This window comes from Vibrio nigripulchritudo ATCC 27043 (assembly GCF_000222685.1).
In the GTDB taxonomy this organism is placed as follows: Bacteria; Pseudomonadota; Gammaproteobacteria; order Enterobacterales; family Vibrionaceae; genus Vibrio; species Vibrio nigripulchritudo.
Window position 1 is genome coordinate 1 of record NZ_AFWJ01000280.1, and the last position, 13,766, is coordinate 13,766.

Genomic DNA, 13,766 nt, shown 5'->3' on the forward strand with positions numbered 1-13,766 from the left:
AAGGTCTATACGGCACAGCGGAAGCCTACAAACGTGGCGGTCAACAGTTCTGGTACTTCTTCTCTCATGCTGCCAGCTACACCAACGATCCAAAAAATCCGGGCGCAATGTTCTTCGATCCAGACACTATGGATGCACAAATCAACAACGCTGGCTGGCTGAAAGCTCTGAAAGACTACAAGCGTGGCTTAGACTACAACCCACCGGGTGCACTTAACAATGGTTCGGGTGACGTTCGTCCATTGTACGCAGGTGGCAAAGTGGCGATGAACATCGACTGGGCCGACTCTGGCGTGCTAGGCGCTAACCCGAAAGAATCCCGTATTGTGGGTAATGTACGCACCGCCATGCTGCCCGGCTCTAAATCCATCTGGAACGCCAAAGAAGACAAATGGGTGGAATACGGCGGTGTTGTTGCCTCTCCATTCCTTGCTTTTGGTGGCTGGCAGTTAGCGGTTCCTCAGTCGTCTAAAAACAAAGCGGCAGCGTGGGACTTTGTGAAAACCGTGACCAGTCAGGAGCAGTCTTCCAAAGCCATCGTCACCGCGAATACGGGGGTTAACCCATACCGTCTGAGCCACTACGATAACATCGATAACTGGTTGGCGATCTTCTCTAAACCCGAAGCGGAATCATACTTAGCGGCGCAGCGTGCTTCTCTGGATGCACCCAACGTGGCGCTCGATCTTCGAATTCCGGGTTTCTTCGCTTACACCGAAATTCTGGAAATCGAACTGTCTCGTGCTCTGGCAGGCAAAGTGTCTGAACAGGAAGCGTTAGACAGCATTGCCAAGCAATGGGATCGACTCACAGACGATTTCGGTCGCGAGTCACAGCTTAAAGCGTATCGCAGCGCCATGGGTCTGCCTGCGAAATAAGCCTGTCTGGTTCCGCCATCATAGCGGTGGCGGAACTCAGCTTATTGAACTCAACCAAAGGATGTACAAGGAGTCGATGCGGTGACACACGTTAGCTTAACCAACATCAAAAAGTCGTATGATGACATCAGCGTTATCCCGGATCTCAACCTCAATATTGAGCAAGGTGAGTTTGTGGTGCTGGTGGGTCCGTCCGGATGCGGCAAAACCACTACCTTGAGAATGATCGCAGGACTGGAAACCGTCACCGATGGGCACATCGCCATCTCGGATCGCGATGTCACCTACGAGCAACCCGGCACTCGCAACTGCGCCATGGTGTTCCAGAATTACGCGCTTTATCCGCATATGACGGTGTACGACAACATCGCCTATGGCATGAAGGTGCGCAAAGAACCGGCAGACGTCATCAAAAAACGTGTTTCCGATGCCAGTGCCCTGCTGGGGATTGATGCATTGCTGGACAGAAAACCTCGTCACCTCTCGGGCGGGCAGCGCCAGCGTGTTGCGATTGGGCGAGCCATTGTCCGTCATCCGGATCTGTTCCTGTTTGACGAACCACTTTCCAATCTGGATGCCAAGCTGCGCGTAGAAATGCGCACAGAAATCAAGCAGCTGCAACGCAAACTCGGCACAACAGCGGTATACGTTACCCATGATCAGGTCGAAGCCATGACCATGGCAGATCGAGTGGTCGTGATGCAAAACGGGCATATTGAGCAGTTTGCCTCGCCCATCGAAATATACGAAAAGCCCGCAAACCGATTTGTGGCCGAATTCATCGGTACACCCAGCATGAATTTCCTTGCGGTGACGGTGGGCGCAGACGCAACCTTCGTTACCTTAGACAGCGGAGAAACACTGGACATTGCCTCGCCCCACCAGACCAGTCTGGTTAAATACCGAGGCGAAAAGGTCGTCATTGGCATCCGCCCAGAGCACACGCAGGAAGCGCTGGAGGAAACCAGCAATGTAGTGGGTATTTTACCCAAAGCGATAGAGCCACTCGGCTCTCACACCTTGCTGATCTCCGAGTTAGCAGGTGAACCGTTCACCGCACAAGTCGACAGCCACTTCCCTGCCAGTGTAGGGCAGCTCAGTAAAATCAAAGTGGATATGTCCAAAGCGCACTATTTCGATATTCAAACTGAAATGAGAATTGGGGATTAACCATGTCGAGCCCAATCTATTTGGTCGTCGATGTCGGTACTGGCTCAGTCAGAGCCGCCGCCGTTGACAAAAGTGGTCAGATACTGGCGTTTGCCAACCGCGAGCATGAACAGCATGTTCCAAGGTATGGATGGTGTGAACAGCGCCCTTCGGACTGGTGGGACGGCGCGTGTGAGTCTATCCACGGTGTGCTTGCCAAATTGGGCAGCTTATCTAAGTACATTCGCGCTATCGCCTGTTGCGGGCAAATGCACGGCACGGTTCTGATTGACGAATCGGGCGAGCCCACCCGTGAATTCGTCCCTTTGTGGAACGACAAACGCACCATTGATTTGGTGAATCGTTATCAGGAGGACTTTGGGCTGGATTCCTGTCTGAAAAATACCGCCAATCCTCCCACTCCGGCATGGCCGGGCTTCAAACTCCAATGGTTTTCAGAGCATGAACCACAATTGCTTGAAAACAGTTGGAAAGTACTGATGCCGAAAGACTTTATTAACTTTCGACTGACGGGTGAAATTGCATTTGATACCACAGAAGCCTCCGCCAGTTTCTTAATGGATGCGGATTCGAAAACATGGTCCGATACCATGATCCAACAGTTAGGCATTCCCAAACGTCTGCTGCCTCCGTTGCGCGATCCACTCGATATATTGGGAAACATCACCGCCAAAGCAGCTCGGGAAACAGGTTTAGCTGAAGGCACTCCTGTGGTGGTTTCGGGTGGCGACTTTCCGGTAACGCTTGTGGGTTCAGGCATTACCGAACCGGGCTTAGGTTCTGATGTGACGGGTACTTCCTCCATCATCACTCTTGCCAACTCTGAACCCGTTCGACATGAAGAAGTGTGCAACGTTCTGATCCCCGGTAACCATTGGGGGGCATTCTCGTTGCTGGATGCGGGAGGCGACGCCGTTCGCTGGGCAAAACGCGCCATGAATGAAAACACACTTTCTTATCAGGAAGCCACGCAAAAAGCAGAACAATCTCCAGCAGGCAGCCGGCAATTGTTCTTTTTGCCTTACCTGACCGGAGAACGCCTTGGCGCGACACGTAATTCCCGAGCGCAGTTCTTTGGTCTGAATTCCGGGCACAGTCTGGCGGATCTCCACCGTTCGGTTCTGGAGGGTGTGGCATTCGCGGTACGACGTCATATCGAACAGATGAGCCATGCCGACAATCAGGTTGAGCGCATCATTGCAGCCAGCGGCGGTGCCAAGTCGGAATTGTGGCTGAAAATCAAAGCCAGCATGTACAACACCCCCATTTTGGTACCTAAAGAACCGGAATGTGGCGTGATTGGCTGTGCCGCCATAGCCGCAACCGCGACGGGGCAATTTGATTCTCTATCTCAAGCCGCCAGGCAACTGGTGCAATTTGAAAAAGAGATAGCCCCAGACCGGAGCTGGAAAGCCAGATACGATCGTATGTATCCCGTTTTTAATCAGATAAAGGATGCCACCAGCGGTCTCTACACCGCTTTAGATCAACTCGAAGAAGACTGAATTTATCCAGACCGATGAGGTGTATCGGTTTGGATTTTTTTCGCCACTCAATGTTCTAAAACTACATTTTATGGCGAGAAAAAAGCAAAAAGAGCAGGAAAACCGAATTATTCGGTACTTTTAATTAAGAATAGGATTGACCCATGAGCAAATTAGTAAAACTGGCTATCGTCACAGCCTGCTTGGCTGCCAGCCCACTGAGCTACGCTGCCAAATGCAAAATTGGCATTTCAATGAAAACATTAAGCGCGCCTTACTTTGCTGCGCAGGAAGTGTCTGCCAAAAAACACGCCGAAAGCCTCGGGTGTGAAGTGCTGTCTACCGATGCCCAAAACAATCTGGTGAAGCAGATCGCCGATGTGGAAGATATGGTGTCGCAAGGCATTCAGGCATTGATCATTAACCCTCGCGACAGTGAAGCACTGGTGCCCGCCGTTAATGCCGCCAGTGCAGAAGGTGTGAAGGTGATTGTGATTGATTCCACTCTGAACCCAAGTGCTAATTTCATCACTCTGGTTCAGTCTTCTAACTCCCAGAACGGGCAGTTGGTGGGTGGCTGGATCGCCAAAGAGATGAAAGGCAAAGATCTGAAAGTCGCGCTGCTGTCTGGTGAAAAAGGTAACGAAGTAGGCAAAGAACGTCGCTTAGGTGTGATTGCTGGAATCATTGAAGGTCAGCTTAAAAACGAAGGTGAAACCAGTATTGAAATCGTCGCTCAGGGCTGGGGTGGCTGGAACAGTGAAGGCGGTTTGAAAGCGATGGAAGACATCCTTGTCGCCAACCCCAATGTGAACGTCGTGCTGGGTGAGAATGACTCCATGGTATTGGGGGCGAAAAAAGCCGTTGAAGCCGCCAAGCTGAAAGACAACGTGTTACTGGTTGCGGCAGCCGATGGTCAGAAAGAAGCACTCAGGCTGATCAAAAGCGGCGGTTACGGAGCCACTGGTCTGAATGACCCTGCACTTGTTGCATCCACAGCAGTGGATCTTGCCAAGCAAGCCATCGATGGAACGTTGCCAGCCACAACAGGCAAACTCACTTACACCAAGCCCGCTGTCATTACTCAGGATAACGTCGACGACTTCCTACGCGACGACGCGGTGTTCTGAGGCAGTTATGGCAAATGAACACCCACTGATAGAAGTGAAGGACTTACACCGCTACTTTGGCGGTGTCAGAGCCCTGCAAGGTGTTAACTTCTCCCTGAAGAAGGGAGAAGTGCACGCCCTGATCGGGGAAAACGGCGCAGGAAAATCCACCCTGATGAAGGTGATCGGGGGAGAATACAAACCCACCAAAGGTCAGCTCAGTATTAAGGGAAAAGAAACCGTCTTCCGCTCCCCCAAAGACGCGTTCAGATCCGGTATTGCGGTTATCCATCAGGAAATGGTGTTGGCACCGGACTTATCAATTGCTGAAAATATTTTCCTGAAAGAACTGCCCGGTCTGGTGAACCGAAAAGCGTTGCAAAGCCGCGCGTCGGAACTGATCCGCAAGCTTGGATTTAAGCTGGATCCATCCCTCCCTGTCGGTGAATTGCCCGTTGCCCACCAGCAGATTGTCGAGATAGCCAAAGCTCTTTCGACTCACGCGAAGATCATTGTGTTTGATGAGCCAACCGCCGTGCTGTCCGAAGGCGATGCGCAACGCTTACTGACCATCATCGACGATCTGAGAAAAACCGGCGTCGCCATTGTTTACATTTCACACCGTCTGGACGAAGTGTTGCAAATCGCAGACCGCATCACGGTGCTCAAAGACGGACAGTCCATTGAAACGCTGGATAACACCACACCGGAATCGCTTACCGTCGATGACCTGATCCCACTGATGGTCGGCAGACCCTTGAAAGATCTGTTTGGTGAGAAAACTGATCATGCTCTGGGAGATACCGTGTTGTCGATAGAAAACCTGTCGGACGGCAAACGCTTGTCCCCCTTTAATATGGACGTTCGTGCGGGGGAAATCCTCGGGCTGGGTGGTCTGGTGGGGGCGGGTCGGACCGAAGCCATGCGCCTTTTGTTTGGTGCAGACAAAGCCAGCGCCGGCACCATCAAAATCGAAGGGAAAACCGTATCCATTCACTCCCCCTATCACGCGGTGAAGCACGGTATCGGTCTGGTTCCTGAAGATCGCAAAGCGCAGGGGACCGTGCTCGAATTTTCCATCGCCCACAACATCACCATGGCAAACCTCAGAGACGTTCTGATCGCAGGTGACCTGATTCATCCAGCCAGAGAAGCCAGAATCGTCACCGATTTATCGAAGAAGCTGACCGTGAAATACCACCAAAGCAGCGATCCGGTTTCCAGTCTGTCGGGTGGCAACCAGCAGAAAGTAGTGTTGGCGAAATGGATTCACGCCCAATGCAAAGTCTTAATTCTGGACGAACCCACACGCGGTGTCGATGTAGGCGCCAAAGTCGAAATCTATACCCTGATCCGCTACCTCGCAACCTTAGGTGTCGCGGTGATCGTGATCTCTTCTGAACATCAGGAACTGTTTGGTTTGTGCGACCGAATTCTGGTGATGCGAGAAGGCGAAATCACCGGCGAACTTAGTCCTGACGATTATCAGGAAGTCAATTTACTTCGATTAGCAATGATTGCCACGGAGCAGGCTGCCAGCTAATTCCAGAAAGCTCAGGCAGAAATAAAAAAGATAAGGAAATGGATATGGTTGAAACCGCGTTAAAAATCCAACACCACCTCCAGAAATGGGGCACTCCCATGATACTGGTACTGCTGCTGATCTTTGCCAGCAGCCAGTCGGATGTATTCTTAACCGAGCGCAACATCATGAACGTGCTGCGCCAGATTGCGGGCATTGGGTTGCTGTCGATAGGCATGTTGTTCGTCATTTTAACCCGAGGTATCGACCTCTCTGTGGGTTCGATTGCGGCACTCGGCAGCGTGCTGTCTGCCATGTTTGTCGAACATATGGCTCCGGGCACTTCTGTTGTCGTCACTGTGCTTATTGGCGCAACCTGCGGTCTGGTTTCTGGTGTGTTAATTGCCCACCTTAAGCTTCCACCGTTTGTGACCACCCTTGCGATGATGACTATTGTTCGCGGTCTGGCGCTTATTTTCTCGGAAGGTCAACCCATCGTGATGGGCGAACCCGGTCAGTTGCTGACTCAGTTTGGTTCCGGTTACCTGTTTGGTGTGCCTTTACCCGTGATTTTAATGCTCACCCTGTTTTTGATCGCCGGGGGCATTTTAACTTACACCCGATTTGGTCGCTTAGTGACGGCAATAGGGTCCAACAGCGAAGCAGTGCGCCTTTCCGGTATTCGCGTCAACCGCTACGTCGTCTCGGTGTATGTAATTTCCGGCGGGTTAGCCGCCCTTGCTGGCATCATTTCCACCAGCCGGACAGGCGTGGGTTCCGCAACCATTGGGGTTGCCGCGGAACTGGATGCCATTGCCGCCGTTGTGATAGGCGGAGCCAGTTTGATGGGCGGTCGGGGAACGGCGTTAAACACGCTGATCGGCTGTTTGATTCTGGGAGTGATCGCCAACTTAATGAACCTTGCCAAGGTGCCGGGTTACCACCAACAGGTCTTTATGGGTCTTATTATTGTGATTGCCATGCTTTTGCAATACGGAACACATCTACGTGCAAAAAGCAGCGGTTAGAATAGGGAAAGTCACATGTACCTTGAAAAATTTAAGTTAACGGGAAAAACCGCGCTGATTACAGGCGGTGCACAGGGAATTGGGTTTGAGATTTGCCATGCGCTGCTCGATGCCGGAGCAAGCATCATCATCACAGACATTAATTCACACGCGTTAGAAAAAGCGCAGTCGGCGCTGAACGATCTGGCGCAGGCAAAAGGCAGCACCATTCAGACACTGGTTCTGGATGTCAGCGATTCTGAGGCAGTGAACAACGCGGCGGAAACGCTTGCCAACAACGGAACCTCGGTAGACATTCTGGTCAACAACGCGGGGATTGCGATCAGTAATCGCCCTGCTGAATCCATGACGGATGAGGTCTGGCGCAAGGTACTTCAGGTCAATCTCGATGGCGTATTCTACTGCTGCCGTGCGTTTGGCGCGCAAATGCTGACACGAGGTGAAGGGGTCATCGTCAATATAGGCTCCATGTCGGGTTACATCGTCAACCGACCGCAGGAGCAGGCGCAGTACAACGCTTCGAAAGCGGCGGTACACCAGCTCACCAAATCGCTGGCTGCCGAGTGGGCAGAACGTGGCGTTCGTGTTAACGCCGTTGCGCCCACCTACATCGACACCGAAATGAACCGTTACGTGACACAAGATAAAGAGATGTATCGGCAATGGGTAGACAACACACCCATGAAGCGATTGGGGAAACCCGAAGAAGTCGCTTCTGCCGTGCTTTTTCTGAGCAGTCAGGCGTCCAGCCTGCTGACGGGCACTATTTTAAAAACAGACGGCGGCTACACTTGCTGGTAGCCCAAAATAGGGAATCAGAATGCGAGACATTGACAAATCGACACTGAAATTTGAAGGCGTACTTTGGGACATGGATGGCACTATTGCCGACAGCGAACCCATCCATGAAAGAGCCATTCGCACCACACTCAACAAGCAGGGTGTGGACCCGACACACGAAGATCTGCTCAATGTGCTCGGCACCGAAGGCATCAAAACCTTTGAGTACTTCCGCGACAAGTACGATTTGTCTGTTTCCTTTGATGATTATCGCAACGCGAACTACCAGTATTTTTGCCAGCATAGCGACGAAATCACACCGCTGTATGGCTGTGATTTATTCCGAGCTTTTCGAAAGGCGGGTGTCCCTCAGGCCGTAGTAACCAATTCAGACCGCATTCTGGTGAATGCAGCGCTGGCAGCATTGGAAATTGAAATCCCCGGAATGATCGTGGTCGCCAGAAATGATGTGAGGAACGGCAAACCTTCCCCTGAGGGCTACCTGAGAGCGGCATATCTGCTGGATATTGAACCAGAAAAGCTGGCCGTGATTGAAGACAGCCCATTAGGAGCCAAAGCGGGTATGCTCGCAGGCATGGAAGTGATCGGTGTGCCGCTTCCTGAGCTTCGGGATCGCTTTCCTTCCGAACTGCCTGTGGCGCTCAACGGCGACGAACTTCTCAAGGCATTATCAAAAGGTTAAACCATGACACCCCCAACTCTGCTCACCACCAACTTTCCTTCCCGCTATGTGCAGGGTTCTGGAGCGATGGTGCAGCTTATTCCCGAGCTTGATAAGCTTGGGAAGCACCCTGTTATCTACGTCGACCAAAATGCCTATTCGGCAGTGATTGACGCATTGCAGCCGATTCCCAGCCATGTGTCGGTGTTTTCTGTGGAAGCCGAATGCACCACAAAAAAAATTGAGCAGACGCTGGCGGATCTGCAATCGTACAACGCAGACTGCATTGTCGGAATGGGCGGTGGCAAGGTGATCGATTTATGTCGGGCGAGTGCCGACATGCTGTCGGACAAACTGGGCAGAATCATTCCTTTTGTCAGCGTGCCAACGGTCGCGGCAAGCGATGCACCCTGTTCTTCTCTGGCGGTGATTTATTCTGAAGAAGGCGCTTTCGTAAAAGATCTGTTTGTGAAGCGCCCGCCCAATCTGGTTTTGGTGGACAGCGCTATCGTTATCGGAGCGCCAGCCCGAACCTTTGCGGCTGGTGTTGGCGATGCCATTGCAACCTGGTACGAAGCGGAATCCTGCCTCAACTCAGGTACGGGGAATTTTTGTGGTGGGTTTGCGACTCAGCTTTCCACCATGGTGGCACAGCTCTGCCGTGACACGTTATTCGCAAATGCCGCGCAGGCTGTAGAAGACTGCCGCAACAATCGTCTTTCTCCTGCATTTGAAAAGGTGCTGGAAGCCAACATTCTGCTCTCTGGTATAGGGTTCGAATCGGTGGGAGTGGCATCTGCACACGCTGTCCATCACGGTTTAACAGAACTGCCAGCCAGCTACGAGCGCGTTCATCATTTAATGCACGGTGAAAAAGTCGCTTTCGGTGTTGTGGTGTCTATGATTCTCAACGATAAACCTCAGTCAGAACTCGAAAAAGTCATCCGACTGTTTCAGGCAATAGATCTGCCCTGCAATTTGGATGATTTAGGCATTAAGCCGACCGACACTCGTGCCATCGATATCATCGCCACCAAAACCTGCGAAGCAGGCAGCATTGCGCACAATGAGCCAGTAAAAATCACTCATGAGATTGTTGTTGATGCCATTCACCGAGCCCACAAAGCGGGCAAGGCGATGGTGTAACGCTCGGCAGATGACGGTCTGATTCTCATACTTATGAGAGCCCGTTTAAATTTAAGATTTGAAAATGCATAGAAAAGAATAAGGGTATATACTTTCGATAAATCAACCTGATAGACCTAAGTAGGCAGCATGATCATTGAGGTAACGTACCACCCCGATAAGCAGGATTTAGAGTCCATCTACCAAGCTTTGCGTGAATTCAACGAGCCGTATTTCCCCGACTTAGACGAGAAAGTTCTCGCGCTGTTTATTCGCGATCACCAACACCGTGTGGTAGGTGGCATTGCTGCCCATCTGTTTTACGATTCCCTTCATATTCATCGCATCTGGATTGATGCCAATTACCGTCGCAAAGGCATTGGCACCAAACTGCTTAAAACCGCAGAAAGAGAAGCCAGAAAAATGCAGGTTAAAAAGATTTTTCTCGATACCTACAATTTCCAGGCTCCCGAGTTCTACCAAAAACACGAGTATCAGGAAGTAGGACGCTATCAGGGTTACCCGAAAGACGGAACCGACAAAATCTTTTATAAGAAGACGCTGATCTGATTGGGCGAATGCGAATCTGTGTTAGGCTATCTGCCGGACAATAGAAGCCGGAGTTAGCTGTGAAACAAACCCAACGTCATCATGAAATACTCGCTTTGCTGGATGAGCAAGGATTCCTCTCCACCGAAGCCTTTGTTGAGACGTTCAACGTAAGCCCGCAAACCATTCGTCGCGACCTGAACGAACTGGCAAAACAGGGGCTGATCAGCCGACACCACGGCGGTGCCTCTCTCTACTCCAGCACCGAGAACGAAGCCTATTCCACCCGAAAAGTCAGCCATCAGGAAGAAAAAGCCCGAATTGCTGCAGAGCTGGTCAAGAAGATTCCAAACGGCTCCTCGCTTTTCATCGACATCGGGACCACTACCGAAGCGGTCGCTACCGCGCTTCTTAATCACAAAGATCTTAAAGTAGTCACCAACAACATCAACGTTGCCAGCATTTTAATGGCGAAAGAAGACTTCACGGTGATCATTGCTGGCGGGCAGATCCGCAACAAAGACGGCGGCATTATTGGTGAAGCGACCCGCGAGTTTATTGAACAGTTCAGAATGGATTTTGGCATCATCGGGATTTCAGGCATCGACTCTGACGGCAGCTTGCTGGACTTTGACTATTCAGAAGTGAAGATTGCGCAAGCGATTATCGCCAGTTCCCGCCAGACATTACTCGCCGCAGACAGCAGTAAATTCAATCGCGGTGCTATGGTCAACCTTGGGCACATTTCTCAGGTAGATTCATTGTTTACCGATGAAATGCCCGCCGCCGAGCTGGTAGAAGTGATCAAGCAGCACGAAGTCGAACTGCTTGTTTGTTAGATCAGAGCGACTAATCCATTTGCCCCTGATTTCTTAAGAAGGCTTCCACTTCACCAATGTAAGGAATGGAAGTCTGAGCCCCGAAACGAGTCACCGACATCGCCGCGGCCGCATGTGCAAATACAATCGCACCTTCTAACGTGCTTCCACGGCACATCCCAACAAGCAACGCACCGTTAAACGTATCTCCGGCTGCTGTGGTATCCACCGCTTCAACCACAAAGCCGGGAACCAGATACCCAACACCAGACTGGCTGACCCAGACACCTTTCTCGCCCAAGGTAATCAGAACGGTTTCCACGCCCTTTTTATGAAGAATTTGGGACGCCTGAGATGCAGACTTGTCGTCCGTCACTTCAACGCCTGTGAGGATTTCCGCTTCTGTTTCATTCGGGGTGATCATCGTAACCTTGGCAAGCAGATCATCGGGCAACTCGCGAGCGGGCGCGGGGTTTAACACCACTTTACAACCGGATTGGTGGGCAATGTCCACCGCGTGTTGAATGCCATCCAACGGTGTTTCTAGCTGAAGGAGTAGGTAGTCGCCGCTTTGAATGGTGTCAGTAAAGGTTGAAACCACAGGAGCGGTCAGGTAACCATTCGCCTCCGCCGAAATGCAGATGCTGTTTTGACCGGAATCCGTCACCTGAATCATGGCGATACCTGTCGGGCAATCGGGCTCCACTTTCACACCAGTCACATCGATGCCGTCCGATTCAAACTGCTTGCGGATGCCAAGTCCAAAAGGATCATCGCCGACACAGGCAATAAAGCGGATATCTGCGCCTAACCGCGCACACGCAACAGCCTGATTCGCCCCTTTTCCACCGGCGACAATTCGGTAATTTCTTCCGGTTATGGTTTCACCCGGACGAGGAAATTCAGGCACTTGCATAACGTGATCGGCGTTTACACTTCCGAATACAATGATTCCGCTCATAATTCTCCTCTTCCTGTTTCTTCCTTGGAAGCAATCCAGTTCCGTGGTGACAAGCCGGTGATTTTCCTAAATACTTTAGTAAAACCTGAGTAGCTCTCGTATCCAACCTGATCCAGCACCCAATGCATCGGCTTATCCTGCAATATCAGGGATTGCGCAACCCCGATCCGCCAGTGAGCGATGTAATTCCCCGGGGTCATCCCAACAACCTTTTTAAACGTTTCGATAAACACGGTCCGAGACATGGCACACTTTTCCGCCAGATCTTCTAACGAGTATGGATGATATGGAAGCTGATGGATCATATTAAGCGCATCCGCGAGCCGTGGGTGAGACAAACCGGCCAACACCCCTTCTTTCATCAAATTTTGTTCAACTATGTGACGAAACAGCATGATCATCATGACGTCGCTCAGCTTATCTAAGATCACCTGTTGCCCTAAATCCGCGTTTGCTGCCTCTAAAAACAGCGCCTCCATGATTGGGGAAAGCGACGGCATGGTCTTGAACGGGATCACGATGCGATCGGGCAAAGCAGAAAAAAGCAGCTCCCACTTTCCCTCGCTGTATTCAATGGTAGAACAGACCAGATGAGCGCCATCGGAAAGCCCTTCAATCACATGCGGCACCGTTAAAGGAAAGTACACCAGCGAGGGCTCGGTGATTTCCAGCTCCCGCCCTTTGTGGTCTCGCAGCCTCAAATGCCCGCCACGCAAAATGTGCAAATGCCCCTGATTGCGGTGCGGTTCACTGAATGAAGACACACCGCAAAGCTGACCAGAGTAGAAAACTTCTGATCGCATAGAGAGTTGCTGAATTAATTTCGAAAGTGCATCCATATTTCCTCCGTACTATTGGCACACTTTTACGCACTTATGTACCCAAATAGACCGGACATCTGCCTTAAATTACTTCACACACGGTCAGGGCAAGCCGCAGAAATTACGGAAACCTGACATTAAGAAGATAATAAAAAGGAGTTTTCCTATGTCTGTTTCAAACAAATCTCTTAAGCGCCTTATTAGTTTAGGCGGTATCGCAATGCTTCCTTTCTCTGTGATGGCTGCCGACATCGATGTAAGCGCAGATGCCAATGACCTGGCCATTCAGGGTTACGACCCGGTAGCGTATTTCAACGCAGCAGAGCCAACAAAAGGCAACCCTGAGTTTTCTGCGACCTACAAAAACGCGATTTACCATTTCTCTACTGCGGCAAACCGTGATGCATTCCGTGCAGATCCAGCGGCATACGCACCACAATACGGCGGCTACTGCGCATTTGGTGTGGCAATGGGTAAGAAGTTTGATACCGACCCACTGGCGTGGAAAGTAGAAGCTGGCAAGCTTTACCTGAACTTAGATAAATCTGTTCAGAAGCGCTGGTTAGAAGATGTAAAAGGCTTTGTGCAAACGGCTGATGGCAATTGGCCTGAAATCAAAACCGTAAGCGCAGACAAACTGTAAGTTTCCCCTCCCTTGCACTGGGAATCTCTCCCTCTGTCCATATCCTTTTGCAAGGGATCTTTTTATTCACTGTCTTGGGTTAGCGCCCATGAAAAAGCCCCGTCAGGGGCTTTTGTTTATTTGGAATTTAGAACATTAAAGCTAACTTGCTCACCTAACTAACTGACGGATTTTGCAACAGCCCCATGATTTCACC

General features: G+C 51.0%; 14 protein-coding genes. 12 read left to right on the plus strand and 2 right to left on the minus strand.

Annotation, left to right across the window (positions count from 1 at the left end; translation table 11 throughout):
- The 11 genes from RH89_RS21300 to RH89_RS21350 form a co-directional block, all read left to right on the plus strand.
- The coding region (locus RH89_RS21300) for an extracellular solute-binding protein (RefSeq protein ID WP_004406332.1) at positions 1–878 on the plus strand (878 nt) is incomplete at its 5' end.
- Positions 879–959: 81 nt separating this feature from the next.
- Positions 960–2,048 carry an ABC transporter ATP-binding protein gene (locus RH89_RS21305; protein ID WP_004406334.1) on the plus strand — a complete coding sequence of 363 codons (1,089 nt, stop codon included), beginning with the start codon at positions 960–962 and terminating at the stop codon, positions 2,046–2,048.
- A 2-nt stretch (positions 2,049–2,050) separates the two neighbouring features.
- Positions 2,051–3,553: a xylulokinase gene (locus tag RH89_RS21310; protein WP_004406337.1), complete on the plus strand. Its 1,503-nt coding sequence runs from the start codon at positions 2,051–2,053 to the stop codon at positions 3,551–3,553.
- Between the two features lie 143 nt (positions 3,554–3,696).
- On the plus strand, positions 3,697–4,662 hold the full coding sequence (locus RH89_RS21315; RefSeq protein ID WP_004406339.1) for a substrate-binding domain-containing protein: 966 nt from the start codon (positions 3,697–3,699) through the stop codon (positions 4,660–4,662).
- Between the two features lie 7 nt (positions 4,663–4,669).
- The gene (locus RH89_RS21320) at positions 4,670–6,184 is read left to right on the plus strand and encodes a sugar ABC transporter ATP-binding protein (RefSeq protein WP_004406342.1); all 1,515 of its coding nucleotides are present in this window, start codon (positions 4,670–4,672) and stop codon (positions 6,182–6,184) included.
- A 44-nt stretch (positions 6,185–6,228) separates the two neighbouring features.
- Entirely contained in the window at positions 6,229–7,191 is a 963-nt protein-coding gene (locus RH89_RS21325; protein ID WP_004406344.1) for an ABC transporter permease, read from the plus strand.
- Between the two features lie 15 nt (positions 7,192–7,206).
- Positions 7,207–7,992, plus strand: coding sequence for an SDR family NAD(P)-dependent oxidoreductase (locus tag RH89_RS21330; RefSeq protein ID WP_004406347.1), 786 nt, complete (start codon positions 7,207–7,209; stop codon positions 7,990–7,992).
- A 19-nt stretch (positions 7,993–8,011) separates the two neighbouring features.
- Complete coding sequence (locus RH89_RS21335; RefSeq protein ID WP_004406350.1) at positions 8,012–8,674, plus strand: HAD family hydrolase; 663 nt, start codon at positions 8,012–8,014, stop codon at positions 8,672–8,674.
- A 3-nt stretch (positions 8,675–8,677) separates the two neighbouring features.
- Positions 8,678–9,799, plus strand: a complete 1,122-nt coding sequence (locus tag RH89_RS21340) for a glycerol dehydrogenase (protein WP_004406351.1) — start codon at positions 8,678–8,680, stop codon at positions 9,797–9,799.
- 129 nt (positions 9,800–9,928) lie between these two features.
- Positions 9,929–10,348 (plus strand): GNAT family N-acetyltransferase, encoded by a 420-nt coding sequence (locus RH89_RS21345; protein ID WP_004406354.1) that lies wholly within the window; start codon positions 9,929–9,931, stop codon positions 10,346–10,348.
- 59 nt (positions 10,349–10,407) lie between these two features.
- Positions 10,408–11,166 carry a DeoR/GlpR family transcriptional regulator gene (locus RH89_RS21350; protein ID WP_004406357.1) on the plus strand — a complete coding sequence of 253 codons (759 nt, stop codon included), beginning with the start codon at positions 10,408–10,410 and terminating at the stop codon, positions 11,164–11,166.
- A gap of 10 nt (positions 11,167–11,176) precedes the next feature.
- Here the strand turns inward: RH89_RS21350 and rbsK are convergent, their stop codons facing one another.
- Both rbsK and RH89_RS21360 read right to left on the minus strand, forming a co-directional pair.
- Entirely contained in the window at positions 11,177–12,106 is a 930-nt protein-coding gene (gene rbsK / locus RH89_RS21355; protein ID WP_004406358.1) for a ribokinase, read from the minus strand.
- The gene (locus RH89_RS21360; protein WP_004406360.1) at positions 12,103–12,945 is read right to left on the minus strand and encodes an AraC family transcriptional regulator; all 843 of its coding nucleotides are present in this window, start codon (positions 12,943–12,945) and stop codon (positions 12,103–12,105) included. Before RH89_RS21360 ends, rbsK begins: the two co-directional genes overlap by 4 nt.
- Before the next feature lie 202 nt (positions 12,946–13,147).
- Here RH89_RS21360 and RH89_RS21365 point away from each other — a divergent pair, with 202 nt between their 5' ends.
- Positions 13,148–13,570 carry a YHS domain-containing (seleno)protein gene (locus RH89_RS21365; RefSeq protein WP_086027452.1) on the plus strand — a complete coding sequence of 141 codons (423 nt, stop codon included), beginning with the start codon at positions 13,148–13,150 and terminating at the stop codon, positions 13,568–13,570.
- The last annotated feature ends 196 nt before the right edge of the window (positions 13,571–13,766 follow it).